Source organism: Nocardia brasiliensis IFM 10847 (assembly GCF_000710915.1).
GTDB classification, from domain to species: Bacteria; Actinomycetota; Actinomycetes; order Mycobacteriales; family Mycobacteriaceae; genus Nocardia; species Nocardia brasiliensis_A.
On sequence record NZ_BAUA01000024.1, the window covers coordinates 26,854 to 45,265 of the forward strand.

The 18,412-nt window shown below is 68.1% G+C and carries 20 protein-coding genes and 2 pseudogenes; 13 read left to right on the forward strand and 9 right to left on the reverse strand.

Annotated features, from left to right (window positions below):
* Positions 1-45 precede the first annotated feature (45 nt).
* Positions 46-438 carry a VOC family protein gene (locus NBRGI_RS04745; protein WP_235210853.1) on the forward strand — a complete coding sequence of 131 codons (393 nt, stop codon included), beginning with the start codon at positions 46-48 and terminating at the stop codon, positions 436-438.
* An 88-nt stretch (positions 439-526) separates the two neighbouring features.
* Here NBRGI_RS04745 and NBRGI_RS04750 read toward each other — a convergent pair whose 3' ends face one another.
* From NBRGI_RS04750 to NBRGI_RS48940, 5 genes and pseudogenes are all read right to left on the reverse strand, one after another.
* Positions 527-1,417 carry a potassium-transporting ATPase subunit C gene (locus NBRGI_RS04750; protein ID WP_029893024.1) on the reverse strand — a complete coding sequence of 297 codons (891 nt, stop codon included), beginning with the start codon at positions 1,415-1,417 and terminating at the stop codon, positions 527-529.
* Between the two features lies 1 nt (position 1,418).
* A pseudogene (kdpB, locus tag NBRGI_RS43400) lies at positions 1,419-3,478 on the reverse strand (potassium-transporting ATPase subunit KdpB).
* 155 nt (positions 3,479-3,633) lie between these two features.
* Positions 3,634-5,307 carry a potassium-transporting ATPase subunit KdpA gene (gene kdpA, locus NBRGI_RS04760; protein WP_029893025.1) on the reverse strand — a complete coding sequence of 558 codons (1,674 nt, stop codon included), beginning with the start codon at positions 5,305-5,307 and terminating at the stop codon, positions 3,634-3,636.
* Positions 5,308-5,394: a potassium-transporting ATPase subunit F gene (locus NBRGI_RS49830; protein ID WP_226887541.1), complete on the reverse strand. Its 87-nt coding sequence runs from the start codon at positions 5,392-5,394 to the stop codon at positions 5,308-5,310.
* Positions 5,391-5,528 carry a hypothetical protein gene (locus tag NBRGI_RS48940; RefSeq protein ID WP_226887555.1) on the reverse strand — a complete coding sequence of 46 codons (138 nt, stop codon included), beginning with the start codon at positions 5,526-5,528 and terminating at the stop codon, positions 5,391-5,393. The genes NBRGI_RS49830 and NBRGI_RS48940 overlap by 4 nt, the downstream gene beginning before the upstream one ends.
* 245 nt (positions 5,529-5,773) lie before the next feature.
* Here NBRGI_RS48940 and NBRGI_RS47985 point away from each other — a divergent pair, with 245 nt between their 5' ends.
* The 9 genes from NBRGI_RS47985 to NBRGI_RS04810 all read left to right on the forward strand — a co-directional run bounded on the left by NBRGI_RS47985 (position 5,774) and on the right by NBRGI_RS04810 (position 13,027).
* Positions 5,774-5,929, forward strand: coding sequence for a hypothetical protein (locus NBRGI_RS47985; RefSeq protein ID WP_158439777.1), 156 nt, complete (start codon positions 5,774-5,776; stop codon positions 5,927-5,929).
* 72 nt (positions 5,930-6,001) lie between these two features.
* Positions 6,002-8,548, forward strand: a complete 2,547-nt coding sequence (locus NBRGI_RS04775) for a sensor histidine kinase (RefSeq protein ID WP_051727503.1) — start codon at positions 6,002-6,004, stop codon at positions 8,546-8,548.
* 35 nt (positions 8,549-8,583) lie between these two features.
* Positions 8,584-9,291 carry a response regulator gene (locus tag NBRGI_RS04780; protein ID WP_029893027.1) on the forward strand — a complete coding sequence of 236 codons (708 nt, stop codon included), beginning with the start codon at positions 8,584-8,586 and terminating at the stop codon, positions 9,289-9,291.
* Positions 9,292-9,455: 164 nt separating this feature from the next.
* Positions 9,456-9,908 carry an OsmC family protein gene (locus tag NBRGI_RS04785; protein ID WP_014987079.1) on the forward strand — a complete coding sequence of 151 codons (453 nt, stop codon included), beginning with the start codon at positions 9,456-9,458 and terminating at the stop codon, positions 9,906-9,908.
* Complete coding sequence (locus tag NBRGI_RS04790; RefSeq protein WP_029893028.1) at positions 9,908-10,195, forward strand: acylphosphatase; 288 nt, start codon at positions 9,908-9,910, stop codon at positions 10,193-10,195. Before NBRGI_RS04785 ends, NBRGI_RS04790 begins: the two co-directional genes overlap by 1 nt.
* A gap of 31 nt (positions 10,196-10,226) precedes the next feature.
* Positions 10,227-11,015 carry a hypothetical protein gene (locus tag NBRGI_RS43405; protein WP_029893029.1) on the forward strand — a complete coding sequence of 263 codons (789 nt, stop codon included), beginning with the start codon at positions 10,227-10,229 and terminating at the stop codon, positions 11,013-11,015.
* Entirely contained in the window at positions 11,015-12,181 is a 1,167-nt protein-coding gene (locus tag NBRGI_RS04800; RefSeq protein ID WP_029893030.1) for a glutathionylspermidine synthase family protein, read from the forward strand. Before NBRGI_RS43405 ends, NBRGI_RS04800 begins: the two co-directional genes overlap by 1 nt.
* 40 nt (positions 12,182-12,221) lie before the next feature.
* A complete protein-coding gene (locus NBRGI_RS04805) occupies positions 12,222-12,677 on the forward strand; it encodes a DUF350 domain-containing protein (RefSeq protein WP_014987075.1) in 456 nt (151 codons plus the stop codon).
* Between the two features lie 152 nt (positions 12,678-12,829).
* Positions 12,830-13,027: a hypothetical protein gene (locus NBRGI_RS04810; RefSeq protein WP_200882122.1), complete on the forward strand. Its 198-nt coding sequence runs from the start codon at positions 12,830-12,832 to the stop codon at positions 13,025-13,027.
* Here NBRGI_RS04810 and NBRGI_RS04815 read toward each other — a convergent pair.
* On the reverse strand, positions 12,969-14,225 hold the full coding sequence (locus tag NBRGI_RS04815; RefSeq protein ID WP_370627689.1) for a Cmx/CmrA family chloramphenicol efflux MFS transporter: 1,257 nt from the start codon (positions 14,223-14,225) through the stop codon (positions 12,969-12,971). The two genes, NBRGI_RS04810 and NBRGI_RS04815, sit on opposite strands and share 59 nt — an antisense overlap.
* Positions 14,226-14,432: 207 nt before the next feature.
* Entirely contained in the window at positions 14,433-14,759 is a 327-nt protein-coding gene (locus NBRGI_RS04820) for a DUF6247 family protein (RefSeq protein ID WP_029893033.1), read from the reverse strand.
* Between NBRGI_RS04820 and NBRGI_RS04825 the strand changes: the two genes are divergently transcribed.
* Together NBRGI_RS04825 and NBRGI_RS48625 are read left to right on the forward strand one after the other, a co-directional pair.
* Positions 14,758-15,108 carry a type II toxin-antitoxin system RelE/ParE family toxin gene (locus NBRGI_RS04825; RefSeq protein WP_029893034.1) on the forward strand — a complete coding sequence of 117 codons (351 nt, stop codon included), beginning with the start codon at positions 14,758-14,760 and terminating at the stop codon, positions 15,106-15,108. The genes NBRGI_RS04820 and NBRGI_RS04825 overlap by 2 nt on opposite strands.
* Before the next feature lie 123 nt (positions 15,109-15,231).
* A pseudogene (locus NBRGI_RS48625) lies at positions 15,232-15,426 on the forward strand (helix-turn-helix domain-containing protein); the annotation flags it as partial.
* Between the two features lie 4 nt (positions 15,427-15,430).
* Here the strand turns inward: NBRGI_RS48625 and NBRGI_RS04835 are convergent.
* A complete protein-coding gene (locus NBRGI_RS04835) occupies positions 15,431-16,048 on the reverse strand; it encodes an MBL fold metallo-hydrolase (protein ID WP_029893035.1) in 618 nt (205 codons plus the stop codon).
* The gene (locus NBRGI_RS04840) at positions 16,045-17,130 is read right to left on the reverse strand and encodes an S-(hydroxymethyl)mycothiol dehydrogenase (RefSeq protein ID WP_029893036.1); all 1,086 of its coding nucleotides are present in this window, start codon (positions 17,128-17,130) and stop codon (positions 16,045-16,047) included. Before NBRGI_RS04840 ends, NBRGI_RS04835 begins: the two co-directional genes overlap by 4 nt.
* Before the next feature lie 180 nt (positions 17,131-17,310).
* On the opposite strand from NBRGI_RS04840, the gene NBRGI_RS04845 reads away from it, so the two are divergent.
* Positions 17,311-17,730 (forward strand): DUF1707 SHOCT-like domain-containing protein, encoded by a 420-nt coding sequence (locus NBRGI_RS04845; protein ID WP_029893037.1) that lies wholly within the window; start codon positions 17,311-17,313, stop codon positions 17,728-17,730.
* The last annotated feature ends 682 nt before the right edge of the window (positions 17,731-18,412 follow it).

Below are 18,412 nucleotides of genomic sequence, written 5' to 3' on the forward strand. Positions count from 1 at the left end.
ATCGGCATGCCCGAAATCATGCTCGGCCGCGCCTACGATGGCACGGTGCCTATCGCTCAGTTGAGTTTGATCACTATGCACTGTGCCGACAAGGAGGCGCTGGCCGAGTTCTGGGCGGCGCTGCTCGGCGGCGAGATTGTTTATCGGGCAGATGATCTGGCGGTGGTGCACACCGAGCGCGGGTCCCTGTGCGCGCTGCGGGTGCCCGGCTACCGGCCGCCGACCTGGCCGGACGGGGACACACCCATGCACATCCACCTCGATCTGCGGGTGGACGATCTGGACGACGCGCAGGCGGGGGCGATCCGGTTGGGCGCGCGGCTCGCTGAGGTCCAGCCCGGCCCCGACCTGTGGCGGGTCCTGCTCGACCCGGCCGGTCACCCGTTCTGTCTGACCGCTCGCGCCCCGCTGCTGCCGCTCGGTCCCGAACAGGCCTGAAGCGGGCAGCGGTGCAGGGCCACGGGAGTGGCCGGACACGACAAGGGCCGGTGACGTGATTGCCACCGGCCCTCGTACTTTCGTGCCGCTAGCCGCGGAACGGGTACCGCTGGTCGAGGTCGAGGTTCAATTCGACCACATTGACCCGTGGTTCGCCGAGGAAGCCCAGCGTGCGACCGTCGGTGTGCGCGTGCACCACCTGACGAAGCTGATCCTCGGAGATATTGCGCGCCTTGGCGACTCGGGCGATCTGGAGGTCGGCGTACCGCGGCGAGATATGCGGGTCCAGGCCGCTGCCGCTCGCGGTGACCGCGTCGGAGGGCACCGGGGTGTCGACCGAGGCGTCGCCGAAGATCGGCACGATCCGGCCCGCCGCATAGTCCTCGCCGGGCTGGGCGCACTCGACCTGAACGCCCTTGTAGGCGGACAGGAACGGCGTCGCCGGGCACGCCTCGTTGACGCTCACGACCCGAGCGGGATGGGTCACCTCGCCGCGGCCGTCGCGCGGCCCGATCACCGAGAGCACCGCGCCTACACCGGTCTTCGTGCAGAACGGCCGGGCGCCGTCGACCCCCTCACGGTCGGCGATCGCCTTGCTGCGGGCGCAGACGGTGGACAGCAGGCTCAGCTTGGTCTCGGCCGGATCGGCGGCGAGGGTGTCCACGATGCTTTCCGGGCCGAGGTTGGACGCGGCGGTGGCCATCGGGTCGTACCCGTTGGTCCCGGCCGCGGACGGCCTGCTCTGGAAGTACTGCACCAGCGCGTTGCCGTCGCTGTCGGTGAACGACTGGCCGATCAGGCTGGAGCCCACCACGGTGTCGCCGGACTGCACCAGCGACCCGTCCGCCTTGTCGTGCAGGCCCGGTAGTTGAGCCACGGCGAAAACCACCAGGGGATAGGCGATTCCGGTGATCGCGGTGAGCACCAGCAGCGCGCGCAGTGCGGCCACGTGCTGCCGGATCCAAGTCGAAGTACGCATGTCAGGACATCCCGGGGAGGAGTTGGACGACGAGGTCGATGAGTTTGATGCCGATGAACGGCGCGATGATGCCGCCGAGGCCGTAGATCGTCAGATTGCGGCTCAACAACTTCGACGCGTTGCTCGGCGTGTAGTTCACCCCGCGCAGCGAGAGCGGGATCAGCGCCACGATGACGATCGCGTTGAAGATCACCGCGGACAGGATCGCCGACTGCGGGCTGGCCAGTCGCATGATGTTGAGCTTGTCCAGGCCGGGGAACAGCGCGATGAACAGCGCGGGCAGGATCGCGAAGTACTTGGCGATGTCGTTGGCGATCGAGAAGGTGGTCAGCGCCCCGCGGGTGATGAGCAGCTGTTTGCCGATCTCGACGATCTCGATGAGCTTGGTCGGGTCGGAGTCCAGATCGACCATGTTGCCCGCTTCTTTGGCGGCCGAGGTACCGGTGTTCATCGCGACGCCGACGTCGGCCTGGGCGAGCGCGGGCGCGTCGTTGGTGCCGTCGCCGGTCATCGCGACCAGCCGGCCGCCGTCCTGTTCCTTCTTGATCAACGCCAGCTTGTCCTCCGGCGTCGCCTCGGCGAGGAAGTCGTCGACCCCCGCTTCGTCGGCGATCGCCTTGGCGGTCAACGGATTGTCGCCGGTGATCATGACGGTGCGAATGCCCATCCGGCGCATTTCGTCGAACCGCTCGCGCATGCCCTGCTTGACGACGTCCTTGAGATGGATCACGCCGAGCAGCCGGGCGGTGCCGTCCTTCAGCTCGCCGACCACCAGCGGGGTCCCGCCGGAGGCGGAGACGCCGTCCACGGTCACGCCGACATCGGTGGGCACGACGCCGCCCTGGGCGCGCACCCATTCGATCACCGCGCTCGCGGCGCCCTTGCGCAACTGGTGCCCGCCGGTGAGGTCGACGCCCGACATCCGGGTCTGCGCGGTGAATTCCACCCAGGCGGCGCCTTTCAGCTCACCCGGTGTGCGCTCGCGCTTGCCGAACGCCTGCTTCGCGTACACGACGATGGAACGGCCTTCGGGGTTTCGTCGGCGAGGCTGGACAGCTGCGCCGCGTCGGCCAGTTCGTCGGGCGAAATACCGGGCATCGGAACGAAATCCGAGGCTTGGCGATTGCCGAGGGTGATGGTGCCGGTCTTGTCCAGCAGCAGCGTGTTCACATCGCCCGCGGCCTCGACCGCGCGGCCGGACATGGCCAGCACGTTGCGCTGGACGAGCCGGTCCATGCCCGCGATGCCGATGGCGGACAGCAGCGCGCCGATGGTGGTCGGAATGAGGCACACCAGCAGCGACACCAGCACGATGCCGGTGATTCCGTTGACGTCCAGCGCCGTCGTGTCCGGCACGCCGGGGTTGTTCGCCTTCGAGAAGATCGCCAGCGGCTGCAACGTGACCACCGCGAACACGAAGATGACGGTGAGCGAGGCGAGCAGGATGTTCAGCGCGATCTCGTTCGGCGTCTTCTGCCTGCTCGCACCCTCGACCAGAGCGATCATCTTGTCGATGAAGCTCTTGCCGGGCTCCTGGGTGATCTTGACGACGATCCGGTCGGACAGCACCGTGGTGCCGCCGGTGACCGCCGAGCGGTCGCCGCCGGATTCCCGGATGACCGGCGCGGATTCGCCGGTGATCGCCGATTCGTCCACCGAGGCGATGCCTTCCACGACATCGCCGTCGCCGGGGACGACCTGACCGGCCTCGACCACGACGTGGTCGCCGCGCTGCAACTGCGGCGCCGCGACGCCTTCCTCGACGACCGGGCCGCCCGGCGTCCAGTCGACCAGTCGCCGGGCCACGGTGTCGGTCTTGGCTTTTCGCAACGTGTCGGCCTGGGCCTTGCCGCGCCCTTCGGCGACCGCTTCGGCCAGATTCGCGAAAATCACGGTGAGCCAGAGCCATACGACGATCGTCCAGGCAAAGAAGCTGGGGTCGGCGATCGCCAGCACGGTGGACCAGACGGCGCCGAGCTCGACGATGAACATCACCGGATTGCGCCACATGGTGCGCGGATCGAGTTTGCGCACCGCGTCCGGCAGCGAGGTCAGCAGCATCTTCGGATCGAGCGCGCCGCGCGGCACCCGGCCGGCGTTGTGTTCGAGTCGCTTCTTCGACTCGTTGAATTCGTCCGGTACTTCGGCGACTTCAGTAGCAGGAGTGGACCCACCCGCCGCCCGGCCGCCCGCGGAATCGCGTTGCGATGCTGTTGTCATTGGTGAATCCCTTCAGCGAGCGGCCCGAGCGCGAGGGCGGGCAGGAAGGTGAGCGCGACCAGGATCACGGTCACGCCGACGACCATGCCGACGAATTGCGGCCGGTGCGTCGGCAGCGTGCCGATCGACTCGGGTGTGCTGCCCTGCTGGGCCAGCGAACCGGCCAGCGCGAGCACGAAGATGATGGGCAGGAACCGGCCGAATACCATTGCCAGGCCCAGCGCGGTGTTGTACCACTCGGTGTTGCCGGACAGGCCGGCGAAGGCCGAGCCGTTGTTGTTGGCCGCGGAAGTGAAGGCGTACAGCACTTCCGAGAGTCCGTGTGGTCCGGAATTCAGCATGCTCGCGCGTTGTCCGGGCATGGCCATCGCAAGCGCGGTGCCCACCAGCACGATCAACGGGCTCACCAGGAAATACGAAGCGGCGAGCTTGATCTCGCGTGGCGTGATCTTCTTGCCGAGGTACTCCGGTGTCCGCCCGACCATCAGGCCCGCGACGAAAACGGTGATCACCGCGAGGATCAGCATGCCGTAGAGCCCGGAACCCGTTCCGCCCGGCGCTACTTCGCCGAGCTGCATGTTGAACATCGTCATCATGCCGCCGAGGCTGGTGTAGGAGTCGTGGAACGAGTCGACCGCGCCGGTCGAGGTGAGCGTCGTCGCGGACGCGAAGGTCGCGGAATCGGCCACGCCGAAACGGGTTTCGACGCCCTCCAGGGACGCGCCGATCGCGGTCGGCACCGTGCCGTGGTGCGCGAGCTGGAAGACGTTCTGCAACACCGTGCTGACCAGCGCGATGGCGCCCATCACGGCGACGATGGCGTAGCCCTGCTTCTTGCTGCCGACCATGCGCCCGAAGGTGCGCGGCAGCGAGAAGCTGATCATCAGGATCAGGAAGATCTCCACCCAGTTGGTCCAGGTGGTCGGGTTCTCGAACGGGTGCGAGGAGTTGGCGTTGTAGAAGCCGCCGCCGTTGGTGCCGAGTTCCTTGATCACCTCCTGGCTGGCCACCGGGCCGCCGGGAATGGTCTGCGCGGTGCCGTTCAGCGTCTGCGCGACCTGATCGTGCAGGTGGAAGTTCTGGATCGCGCCGCCGGCGACCAGCACGATGGCGAACACGAACGCGATCGGCAGCAGGATGCGCAGGGTGCCGCGGACGAGATCGACCCAGAAGTTGCCCAGGTCGCCGGTGTGCCTGCGGGCGAAGCCGCGCACCAGCGCGACCGCGACGGCCATGCCGACGGCGGCGGAGACGAAGTTCTGCACCGCGAGCCCGGCCATCTGCACCAGGTGTCCCTGGGTCGACTCACCGGAGTAGTTCTGCCAGTTCGTGTTCGTCACGAAACTGACCGCGGTGTTCCAGGCCAACGCCGGCGTCATCTCGGTGGCCGGGTCGTTCAGGTGCAGCGGCAGTTTGCCCTGCAACAACTGGAAGAAGAAAAGGAAGAGGATGCCGACCGCGGAGAAGGCCAGCACGCTACGGGCGTAGACGCCCCAGGTCTGCTCCACCTCGGGTTGCGCGCCGATGGCCTTGTAGATCACCCGTTCCGCACGGGAATGTTTGCGGCCGTTGTAGACCCGGAACATGTAGTCGCCGAGCGGCACATGCACCAGGGCGAGCGCGATGATCAGGGAGGCGACGAACGCGATCCCCGCTGTTGTCGTGTTCACCTAGAACCTCTCGGGGAAAAGCAGCGCGGCGATCATGTAGATGGCCACCGCGATGGCGAGAACCAAACCGATCAGGTTCGCGATCACAGCTTTTCCACCCCCCGCTGGATCAGGCCCAGCAGCGCGAAGATCGCCACGGTCAGCACCGTGAACACCACGACAGACATGTCTAACCAACCTCCATCAGCGCTCGTGTTGTCGAGCGCACCAGGGCGAGTCAAGTCTTCGTTCCGGGTCCTGCCGAGGTTCCTTACGACTCTTTTGCGGGTGGAACCATTGCCTTTGCGCTTCGTTTACACCCCGGCCCAGGATCCTTGAAAGGATGCCGTCAAAAGCCGCGGCGATACCGTCAACACGCCGTAAAGATCGCTCTCATCCGCGCAGGTGCGGGTAGTAATGGAAGGCCCGGCCAGGCGGATCTCTCCAGCGCAACCGGTTGTCTCGATCGGTCGGAGAAAGGATCGTCATGTCGGCTGTCACCGTGGCCCTGCTCGTCGGGTTCGTGTGCTGCGCGCTGCTCATTCGCGCGCTCCGGAGCCAGGGCGAGGAAATGGACGTATCCGGGGACGGCGAGCGGGTCAGGAGCCTGCACGGCGCGGAGCCGGGGCCGCTGGATGCGTGAGGATCGGGCGCAGCACGCCGATTCGTCCGAGGGGTACTCGGTTCCGGGATCGCGGCACGCGATGATGGACAGGTGAAACGCGGCCAACTGCGCATCTACCTCGGCGCCGCGCCGGGAGTCGGTAAGACCTACGCCATGCTCGGCGAGGCCCACCGGCGGCTCGAGCGCGGCCGCGACGTGGTGGCGGCGGTGGTCGAGACGCACGGCCGGGCCAAGACCGCGGCGTTGCTGGAGGGCATCGAACGGATTCCGACGCGGACGGTGCGCTATCGCGGCGCCGAACTGCCGGAACTCGATGTCGAGGCGGTGCTGCGGCGGCGGCCCACGGTGGCGCTGGTCGACGAGCTCGCGCACACCAACGCGCCGGGCAGCAAACACGAAAAGCGTTGGCAGGACGTCGAAGAACTGCTGGACGCGGGCATCGACGTGATCTCGACGGTCAATGTGCAGCACCTGGAGAGCCTCAACGACGTGGTCGAGCAGATCACCGGGATCCAGCAGAAGGAGACCGTGCCGGACGCGGTGGTGCGCGGCGCCGATCAGGTCGAACTGGTCGATCTCACGCCGGAAGCGCTGCGGCGCAGGCTCTCCCACGGCAACGTGTACGCCGCCGACAAGGTGGACGCCGCGCTGCGCAACTACTTCCGCCCCGGAAACCTCACCGCGCTAAGGGAATTGGCGCTGCTATGGCTGGCCGATCAGGTCGACGCCGCGCTGGCCAAATACCGGGCGGACCACAAGATCACCGAACTCTGGGAGGCCCGCGAGCGCGTGGTCGTCGCGGTGACCGGCGGCCCCGAATCGGAGACCGTGGTGCGCCGGGCCAGCCGCATCGCGAGCAAGGCCAGCGCGGAACTCGTTCTGGTGCACGTGGTTCGGGGCGACGGGCTGGCGGGGGTGTCCACCGCGCGGCTGGCGCGGCTGCGGGAACTGGCCGCGAGTCTGGACGCCTCGCTGCACACCGTCACCGGTGACGACGTGCCGGGCGCACTGCTGGAGTTCGCGCGCGAGGTGAACGCGACGCAGCTGGTGCTCGGCACCTCGCGCCGTTCCCGGTGGGCGCGGATGCTCGACGAAGGCATCGGCTCCACGGTGGTGCAGCAGTCGGGAAAGATCGACGTGCACATGGTCACCCACGAGGAGGCGCACCGCGGACTGCGCCGGTCCTCGTTCATGCCGCGCCAGCCGATCCGGGCCTGGCTGGCGGCGGTGCTCGTGCCGATGGCGGTGTGCGGGATCGGCATCGTGTTCCTCGACGGCTTCCTGCAACTCGGCGGGCTCAGCGCGGTGTTCTTCATCGGCGTCGTCGCGGTCGCGCTGCTGGGTGGTGTTGTGCCCGCGGCGTTTTCGGCGCTGCTGTCCGGCCTGCTGCTGAACTGGTTCTTCGCCGACCCGCGCTACAGCCTGACCATCTCCGAGCCGGACAACTTCGTCACCGTGGTGGTGCTGCTGTTCGTCGCGGTGGCGGTGGCGGCGCTGGTCGACGTAGCCGCCAAACAGACGTTGCAGGCGCGACGCGCCTCGCAGGAAGCCGAGCTGCTCACGATGTTCGCCGGTGCCGTGCTGCACGGCGCGGACCTGCCCAACCTGCTGGAGCAGGTGCGCGAGACCTACGGGCAGCGGGCGGTGAGCATGCTGTGCGGCGAACAGGTGGTCGCCGCAGTGGGGGCGGACCCGCCGCAGCGTGCGACGGACGCCGACACCACCATCCAGGCGGGCGACGCGACGAGCCTGCTCTTGCTCGCCGGTCGGCCGCTGGCCGCGGGTGACCGCCCGGTGCTCAACGCCGTCGCCAATCAGGCGGCCGGGCTGGTGCGCCAGTCCCGGCTCGCGGAGGAGGCGAGCGCCGCGGCGGCCCTGCTCGAGGCGGACCGCCTGCGCCGCGCGCTGCTGTCCGCGGTGAGCCACGATCTGCGCACGCCGCTGGCCGGGGCGAAGGCGGCCGTGTCCAGCCTGCGCAGCGACGATATCGAGTTCTCCGCGGAGGACACCAGCGAACTACTGGAGACCATCGAGGAATCGGTGGACCAGCTGACCGCGCTGGTCGGCAATCTGCTCGACTCCTCCAGGCTCGCCGTGGGCGTGGTGAAACCGCAACTGCGGCAGGTGTACATGGACGAGGTGGTGCACCGGGCGCTGGTGAGTGTCGGGATGGGCGCGCGCGGCTTGCGGCGCGCGGCGATGGACCGGGTGAAGGTGGAGGTCGGCGACGTGTCCGTGTGTGCCGACAGCGGGTTGCTCGAACGTGTGGTGGCCAACCTGATCGACAACGCACTGCGCCACGCCACCCGCGACATGGCCTTCACCCAACCGGCCGGTTCCGGCGACTACCATCCCCCGCCGGTACGCGTCACCGCGGAACGCGAGGGCGACCGGGTGTCCATCGCGGTGGTGGACACCGGCCCCGGCGTCCCGCCGGGTGCCGAAGAGCAACTGTTCGAACCGTTCCAACGGCTCGGCGACCGGGACAACACCACCGGGGTCGGCCTCGGCCTGTCGGTGGTGCGCGGTTTCGTCGAGGCGATGGGCGGCACCGTGCACGCCGAACCGACACCGGGCGGAGGATTGACCATGATCGTCGATCTGCCCGCCGCAGCGAACGGAGCGAGCAGCTCATGACGACAGTGGAGTCCACGACCACACAGGAAGTCGCGATGACCGAGAAGAAGCAGGACGCCCCGGCGGTCAAGGTGCTGGTGGTCGACGACGAACCGCAGATCGTGCGTGCGTTGCGGATCAACCTGTCGGTCCGCGGCTACGAGGTGATCACCGCCGGCACCGGCGGCGCGGCGTTGCGCGCGGCCGCCGACAAACATCCCGATGTGGTGATCCTCGATCTCGGGCTGCCCGATATCGACGGCATCGAGGTGCTCGCCGGGTTGCGCGGCTGGACCTCGGCGCCGGTGATCGTGCTCTCGGCGCGCACCGACTCGGCGGACAAGGTCGAGGCGCTCGACGCGGGCGCCGACGACTACGTCACCAAGCCGTTCGGGATGGACGAGCTGCTCGCCCGGCTGCGCGCCGCGGTCCGGCGCGGCGCCACCGATACCGACGCGTCCGATCCGGTGGTGGTGACCTCGTCGTTCACCGTCGACCTCGCGGCCAAGAAGGTCACCAAGAACGACGAGACGGTGCATCTGACCCCGACCGAGTGGGGCATGCTCGAGATGCTGGTCCGCAACCGCGGCAAGCTGGTCGGGCGCAAAGAGCTGCTGCGCGAAGTGTGGGGTCCGTCGTACGCGACGGAGACCCACTACCTGCGGGTGTATCTGGCCCAGCTGCGGCGCAAGCTCGAGGACGACCCCTCGCATCCCAAACACCTGCTCACCGAAGCGGGCATGGGCTACCGCTTCCAAGAGTGACGGTTGCGCGCACCTGCTGATCCGCCGCGTAAGGATTTCGCCGGCGGTTCGACGCGCGAATTCGGGTGCGGCGGAGAGCTTGCGCACGGCGCGGAATGGGCGACCGACCAGTCGGCGTTGCCAGGCGTGAGTTGATTCCGACAAAGAATGGCAGGATCGGACCCATGGCTGAACCAACCGCTACCTCCGCGAGCACCGCAGCACAACCGACCGAACTCTGGGTCGAGCGCACGGGGACGCGGGCGTACACCGGCCGCAGCTCGCGCGGCGCCGAAGTGCTGATCGCCTCGCAGGGCGTGCCCGGCGCCTTCACCCCCGGTGAGTTGCTGAAGATCGCGCTGGCCGGCTGCTCCGGGCTCAGCGCCGACTTCTCTCTGGCGCGCAAGCTCGGCGATTCCTTCGACGCGACCATTCGCGTCTCGGGCGACGCGGACCGGGAGAACGAGGTGTATCCGCAGCTGGACGAGTCCTTCGAACTCGATCTCAGTGAACTGGACGAGCAGGCGCGCGAGCGGTTGCTGGTGACGGTGCAGCGCGCCATCGACAAGGCCTGCACGGTGGGCCGCACCCTGCAGGCCGGGACGAAGGTGACCCTGTCCTTCGACATCGAGGCCTGATGGCGGAGGCGCTCGAATCCGTCCGGCTGAGCGCGTGGGTGCACGGCCGCGTCCAGGGCGTGGGATTTCGCTGGTGGACGCGGTCGCGGGCGTTGGAACTCGGCCTGCGCGGGCACGCGACCAACGCGCGCGACGGCCGGGTGCACGTGGTGGCGGAGGGCCCGCGCGCGGACTGCGCGCAGTTGCTCGAACTGTTACGGTCCGGCGATACTCCTGGTCGGGTGACGTTGGTTGTGGAAAGCTGGGAGCCCGCGCGGGGTGATTTGACCGGATTCGAGGAGCGTTAGTGGTGGCTCGGGCTAGGACGGGGACTCGACAGTGAGCACACAGAATCCGGGTGAAGACCGTTCCGCGTCCGGGCCGAACGAGGGCACCCCGCAGCCACCGTCCAATCCTGTGCAGCCGCCGTCGAATGCCGGCCAGTCGTGGCACTCCGAGCCGCCGACGCAGCCCGAGCCGTCGAGTGCCGGGCAGCAGTGGAGCGCCGAGCCACCCGCGGGCGCGATCCCCGGGCAAGTCGGTTCGGCGCCGGAGCCCGGCGCCGAGCCGCCGCAACCGCCGCGCCAAGGCAGTGTGCAACGGCAGGAGCCGGGCATCACGCAGCCGCGACCGCCGACCGTCGCCGAGGCGCGCGCCAGGGACAAGGCGCGCAAGCGGGCCGAAGCGGCGCAGCGCGCCGCGGCCGCCGCGGAAGAAGCCAAGAAGCGCGGCCGCAAACGGGTGATGATCGGCGGCGCCGCGATCGTCGGCGTCGCCGCGCTGGTCGGCGGCGGCTACCTCGCCTACCGGGCGATCACCGCCCCGGACAAAGTCACCGCGTCCTGTGTGAAGACCGAGAACGGCCAGGAAATCGTGGTCGAGGACAGCTACTGCGGCGAGGGGCGTCCCGGCTTCGTCGGCGACGGCGGACCGCACGTCAGCCCCGGCCTGATCATCCTCGGCGGCGGTCCGCAATACCGGTACTACTACGGCGGCACCCCGACGATCGGCAAGCCGCCGACCGGCGGCACCACGGTGAAACCCAAGAGCGCCGAGATAAAGACCAAGAGCGGCACCACCGTGCAGCGCGGCGGGCTCGGCAGCAAGAGCACAGGCAGCGGGTCCTGATGCGGCGCGTGCGCAGTACACCCCGCGCGGGGTGGCAGCAGATCACCGAAAGCCAAGGGCTGGTCTACGGTTCGCCGGGCCGCGACGCCAGCGGTCAGCCGCGGCCGTACTGGGACGAATCGGTGCACTACGAGTTCGAGATGCCGGAGATCCTCGCGCTGGAAGCCGATGTCGAACTGCTGCACTCGATGTGCCTGAACGCGGTGGAGCACATCGTGCTCACCGAACGGTTCAAGGATTTCGGCCTGCCCGAATGGACCTGGGGACCGATCGCCGAATCCTGGCGGCGCAGTGACCCGCACGTGTACGGCCGCTTCGATCTGCGCTACGACGCGCGCCGCCCCGCGAAACTGCTCGAATACAACGCGGATACGCCGACCTCGCTACTGGAGGCGGCGATCGTGCAGTGGCACTGGCTGACCGCGCTGTACCCCGACGGCGATCAGTGGAATTCGTTGCACGAGAAGCTCGTCGAACGCTGGACCGAGCTGCGGGATACGCTGCCGACCGCGCAGCTGCACTTCAGCTGGTCGGGCGCCGACGCCACCGGCGAGGACAACGTCACCACCGCCTACATGCAGGAGACGGCGGCCGAGGCCGGGTTCGACACCATCGCGCTGCCCATCGAAGAGGTCGGATTCGACACGGAGCTGGAACGTTTCGTCGATCTGGCCGAGGCGCCGATCGAAGCGATCTTCAAGCTGTACCCGTGGGAGTGGGCGCTCGACGACGATTTCGGCAAGCGTGTGGTCGCGAGCCTGCCGCAGACGATGTGGATCGAGCCGCTCTGGAAGACGTTGCTGAGCAACAAGGCGATCCTCGCGGTGCTGTGGGAGATGTACCCGGGTCACCCGAACCTGTTGCCCGCCTACCTCGATCAGCCCAACGAGCTCACCGAGTACATCCGCAAGCCGAAGCTCGGCCGCGAGGGCGCCAACATGACCATCGTCGGCGCCGGGCTGGAGACCGCCACCGGCGGTGTCTACGGCGAAGAAGGTTACGTCTACCAACTACTCGATCCGCTACCGGAATTCGACGACATGCGCCCCGTGCTCGGCGCCTGGATCGTCGGCGACACCGCGGCGGGCCTCGGCATCCGGGAGACCGCCGGCTTGATCACCGACGACGGCTCCGCCTTCGTCCCGCACCGCATCGTCAACTCGTAGCCAATTCACCTGGTAGTCAATACACCTCGGAAGGATCATGATGACCGCAGTCGCCCTCGAATCGGGGTACTGGAGCTCGCTCGGCGAGGGTGTCGGAGCGATCATCCTCTACGCCCTCATCGGTCTGGTGCTGATGCTCGTCGGCTTCTACGCCATCGACCTGACCACGCCGGGCAAGCTGCGCGCGCTGGTCGTCGAGGGCAAGCCCAACGCGATCATCGTCACCGCCGCGGGCATGATCAGCATGGCGTTCATCGTGGTGCTCGCCATCCTGGCCGTCGGCAGCGGCGGCAAGCTGTCCGAGGGGCTCATCGCCGCGTTGGTGTTCGGCCTCGTCGGCATTGTCGCGCAGGTCATTTCGGTGCGAGTGATCGAGAAGGCGCTGGGCATCGACATCGGCGCCGCCCTGCACTCCGAGACCTACACCACCGAGGTCCTCGTCGTGGCCGCCGCCCACTTCGCGCTCGGCCTGGTCGTCGCCTTCGCCATCCTCTGATCCGGCCGCGCGCTCTTTACGCGGTCGGCCGGTCGGCAGGCGCCAGGCCGAGGACGCGGCTGAGGTCGCGCAGGCATTCTTCGTAGACCGGCTCGAGGTGATTCGCCCTACGGCCAGGTCCGGATGCGCGCCGCGGGACACGGTGTGCCGCAGTGGTGGTGGCCATTCCGTGGCTCGGAATGGCCGGGGCGCTGCTGTTTCCCGATACCGCTGCCTATGACCCCGAGTTCGCCGGGCGAACAGTTTTCGTGCTCGGCATGCACGGGCAGATCTTCTTGGCGCTGATCCTGCTCACCGCCCTGTTCGGCGCGACCGCGGCGGTGTGGCGGAACGCGGATTCGGCGCACTGACCCTGCGTCGCGGGTGGGTGCCGATCAGTGCGACCGCCGTTGCGGCGCAGGAGATCACCGCGCTGGTCCAGACCGCGGCGCTCGGTGTGCCGGTCCAGGTGATCGCGATGCCCGCGACCGCGGGTCCGGCGGCCGCGCCGATGTTGAGGGCGGCGGTGGCGAAAGCGCCGCTCATCCGGGGAGCCGTCGGCGTCGCGGCGCTGACGATGCGGCCGATCAGGGTGGAGCCGACCGCGAAGGACACCGCGCCGCAGACCGTGGTCATGATCAACAGGACGGCCAGGTGCCTCGCCGTCAAAGCGGTTGTTGCCCAAGCGAATATCAGCGCCGCGGAGCCGATCGTGACGACGGGATCGGCGTAACGGTCGGCGTAGCGGCCACCGACGCTGACACCGAGGAAGGAGCCGATCCCGAACAGTGCCAAAATCACCGGCACCCAAGCTTTTCCGGCACCGCCGACCTCGGTGGTCAGCACGGCCAGATAGGTGAACGAGGCGAACGTCGCGGCGTTGACCAGTGCTCCCGCGACCAGTGCCACCAGTACTGGTCGTTCGGCGGTCGCTTGCCATTCCCGCCGGATCGTCCCGCCTTCGGTGGTAGTGACTCGGCTGATCGGCACGCGTACGAGCACCCAAAGCGCCACCAGCGCAGGAATACTGGCGGCGACCACCGCCCAGAAGGCGGACCGCCACCCCCACGTCTGGCCGAGGAACGCACCCGCCGGGACGCCGACGATGCACGCCAGTGTCACCCCGGACAGGATGATCGCCGTCGCCCGGCCGACCCGCGCCGCGCCGACCAGGGCGGGCAGCGACGCGAGCGCCACGGACAGAAATCCCGCGTAAGCCACCGCTGCTACCAATCGAGTAGCAAGCAGCACAAAGAAATTCGCGGTCAGCGCGCCGACCGCATGAGCGCCGAGGAACAACGCCAAGAACCCGGTCAGCGCAGAACGCGCCGGCCACCGTCCCGCCGTCATCGCCATCAGCGGCGCACCTACGATCATCCCGACTGCGAACAGCGACGTCAGCGCCCCCGCCGCCCCGAGCGACACCCCGACATCCTGCGACAAAGGCTCCAGCAAGCCCGACAACATGAACTCCGATGTCCCCTGCGCGAACACAGCGACACCCATAACCCACACCAGAATTGGCACTACAAGACTCCCGGACTCGTTCGACACCGAGCCGCCCACCACTGAAAGTTCAGGCGGCAGAGCAGATCTCACCCACAAATGGGCAGCACTCAACGCCGCACAACCAGGTCCCGATCAACGCACCCGATCACACGACAGGCGCCTAACGTCTGGAAGCCTCCGGAGAAGTCACCCCCGCACATTAACAACGGCCCCACCCCGCCAGCCAACGGTTTTCCTACCTGCGGGCGACTGCGGTGTCGGATCGGCTCAGGCTGCCTGCAAACGGCGGGTGATCAGGGACCGGACGTCCTCTAGCGATACGCCCGTGGTTCGACCCCCGTCGGCTTCGATTCGGACTGCCTTCTCCACCATTCGCTGGTAGGAGCCGGGCTCACGCTTCTCCATGACCGCTGTGTGCTGCCATTTGTTCAGCAGTCCATGAATCTCTTCGAGGGTGTTCGACTTCTTGGCCTGCTCTAGGACCAGGTCCCATTCGCGATCGAACTCGGCCCGCAGTTCGGGGCTGAGGGCGGCCCGCAGCGCTTTCGGCTCCGCAGTCGGTGCGGAAGACCCGGGGAGAGCGGGAGTGACCATGGGTTTCACCATAGGTGGCGCGGCTGTTGTGGAAAGAGATCGCCAAACGCACCGATTGGTGAACCAGGCGATTCTGCTGCTGGAGCGAGCGGGGCCCGCGCAGGGGCGTCCGCTTGTCGACTGCATCGCTGGGTCGCGGATCGCCAACATGAAAGAGCGGCGACCTGGGTCCGCGGGGAGTAGTGAGATTCGAATACTGTTCGTCTTCGATCCGTGGCGGTCGGCCATCCTGCCGGTCGCCGGAGACAAGGCGGGAGCATGGCAGCGGTGGTATCGGGACGCGATACCGCGCGCCGAAAAGCTGTACGACGCTTACTTGATCGAGCGACGCGAGGAGTTGCACCGATGACCCACCCATCGACGCTGGCGCGACACCGGCCATCTCGAACGTGCGGTCGAGACGGCCGGCGGACCCGAGGAATTCGAGGCCGGTGTCGAACATCTGCAGGACTAGGCGCGCGGCTGGCGGCCGGCCGAGCTGCGCAAGCATCGAGGGCTCAGCCAGAAGCAAGTGGCGGAGCAGATGCGCGTGTCCGTGGCACGCGTCTCGCAGATCGAGAAGGGTGAGGTGGCCACGCGAGAGGTGTTGGACCGCTACGTATCCGCGTTGGGCGGGGTGTTGAAGCTCGTCGCCGATTTCGGCGACGAGCAGCTGCGGGTGGGCTGAGGATTCAGTGGCCGCGGGCTATCCAGTCGGCGAGGGCGGGCTTTTCGGTGCCGATGGTGGTGGAGTCGCCGTGGCCGGTGTGCACGGTGGTTTCTTCGGGGAGGGTGAGTAGGCGGTCGCGGATGGAATCGATGATGGTGTCGAAGTCGGAGTAGGAGCGGCCGGTGGCGCCGGGGCCGCCGGAGAAGAGGGTGTCGCCGGTGAAGAGGGCGGTCGCCGCCGGAACGTGCAGCGAGACCGAGCCGGGGGAGTGGCCGGGGGTGTGCAGGATGTCGATGTCGATGTCCGCCACCGTGATTCGCGGGGTCTCGGCCAGCGAACGGTAGTCGACGTCGGGGTGGGTCATCCGCCACAGCGGGTCGTCGCCGGGATGCAGCAGGATCGGCGCGTCCAGGCGGGCGCTCAATTCCGGTGCGACAGTGACGTGGTCGTTGTGCCCGTGGGTGCAGAGGATGGCGACGACGTTGCGGGTACCGACGGCCGCGGCGATCGCGTTCGCGTCGTGCGCGGCATCGACGACCAGCACGTCCCGGTCGTCGCCGATGAGCCAGACGTTGTTGTCGACGTCCCAGGTGCCGCCGTCGAGGGAGAAGGTGCCGGAGGTGACGACGCGCTCGATCATCGGACCACCACCGAACGCAGCACGTCGCCCGCATGCATCGCGGTGAACGCCTCTTCTACCTGATCGAGGGAGATCCGTTCGGTGACAAAGCGTTCCAGCGGCAGCCGGCCCTGCAGGTGCAGGTCGATCAGGGTCGGGAAATCGCGCTCGGGCAGGCAGTCGCCGTACCAGGAGGATTTCAGCGCGCCGCCGCGGGAGAACAGATCGATCAGGGGCATCTCGATGGTCATGTCGGGGGTGGGGACGCCGACGAGCACCACGGTGCCCGCCAGGTCGCGCGCATAGAACGCCTGCTTCCAGGTTTCCGGCCGGCCCACCGCCTCGATGACGACGTCGGCACCGAACTCGTCGGTGTACTCCTGGATCTTCGCGACCACATCCTCGCTGCTCGCATCGATGGTGTGGGTGGCGCCGAAGTCCTTGGCCCAGGTGAGCTTTCGCGGATCGCGATCGACCGCGATGATCGTCTTCGCGCCGGCCAGCCGGGCGCCCGCGATGGCCGCGTCGCCGACACCGCCGCAGCCGAGCACCGCGACGGTATCGCCGCGCGAGACGTTGCCGGTGTTCATCGCCGCGCCGATGCCCGCCATCACGCCGCAGCCGAGCAGTCCGGCCACCGCCGGGTCGGCGGCGGGATCGACCTTCGTGCACTGTCCTTCGTGCACGAGCGTCTTGTCGACGAACGCGCCGATGCCCAGGGCCGGGCTCAACTCGGTGCCGTCGGTGAGCGTCATCTTCTTGCTGGCGTTGTTGCTGGCGAAGCAGTACCAGGGACGGCCGCGGCGACAGGCCCGGCATTCGCCGCAGACGGCGCGCCAGTTGAGAACCACGAAGTCGCCGGGCTGCACGTGGGTGACCGCGTCGCCGACCGTTTCCACGATGCCCGCGGCCTCGTGTCCGAGCAGGAACGGGAACTCGTCGTTGATGCCGCCCTCGCGGTAGTGCAGGTCGGTGTGGCAGACGCCGCAGGCCTGGACGCGCACGACCACATCGTGCGGTCCGGGATCCGGAATCACCACGTCCACGACCTCGACCGGTGCGCCTTTGCTACGGGCGATGACACCGCGCACGGTTTCCGACACCTATGCCTCCTGGGAGTTTTCGTGGACGCGGACCGTCCGGCCGCGATCTTTCGTCCATACTGCCGCGCCCGCGATTCGGACACCAGCGGCGGACCGGCCCGGGTTGACATTCCACTATGGAAGGAGCATGATCGAGTCATATTCCACTATGGAGGGTGGAATCGCCGACAAGGACTGCTCATGGACATCTCGACCGGAACGCGCGCCTCGAACGCCGAACGCGACAAGGTGGTCCGGCTGCTCGCCAGGCACCTCGACGACGGGCGTATCGACCTCGCCGAATACGACCAGCGCACCGCCCAGGTGTACGCGACGACGACCACCGACGACCTGCAACTCGTGCTGTCGGACCTGCCCGAACTCGCGAAAGAGACTGCCGGGCAAGCGGGCTCACGCATTCCGATCTGGCAGAAGATCGAAGGCACCAGCTGGCTCGGGGTGAGCGTGCTCGTCCTGTTCATCTGGGCCGCGATCTCGCTCAGCGTCGGCGAATTCACCTACCCCTGGCCGATCTGGGTGATCGTGCCGTGGGGCGCGGTCCTCGTCTTCCGCATGCTCACCGGTTTCGAATCCGGCAAATACCCCCGCCGCACCCACTAGTCGAACGAAGTCGCAGGATCTGCCCGGCCAGCCGTCTGATTGTCGGCCAACGGAACGCCCGGCGGTGACGCTGGGAAGGACCTGCCCAAGGCGCGACGGTATGTGCGCGCGGCGTCCCGCGCGGGTGAAAGGGCCGCGGGTGATAGGGCTCAGGGCCGAGGGGGTGTCGCACCGTATGAGGTGGTGCGGCGCGGGGCTTCGGTCGAATTCGGTGGCGCGACGTACCGGCGTCGACGGGAGGGCGCCCGGTATTCCTCCGACTCCTGCTCGGGCCACGGCCCGGAGGCCTCGTTGCGCTGCCTGCCGGGGCGTTCGCTCCACACCGGCGCGGGTCCCCGCCCCAGCGCTTCCGCGCCCGGCGGCGGTCGCCGGGTCGAAAGTGGTTCACGCCGTGGAACTTCGGGACGATTTGGGGCGTGCCGCGGTTCCTCGTATCGAATTGCGGCGTCTTGCTGATAGTCCGGCTCCTCGTACGAAGGCCGAGCACCGGCGGCCTGCACGTGCCCCCGCGGATCCTCGTACGGCGCACCGACATCCTGCGCGTCCCGCCGAGCCCAATCCCGATCGGGCTCCTGTGGCCGACCACGCGCCCGCCACCGCGGCTCCTCGTACACAACGCTTTCCGGCTCTACCTCCCACACCGACCGAGCCGCCGCAGGCTCGTCCCCGCGACCACGCGACC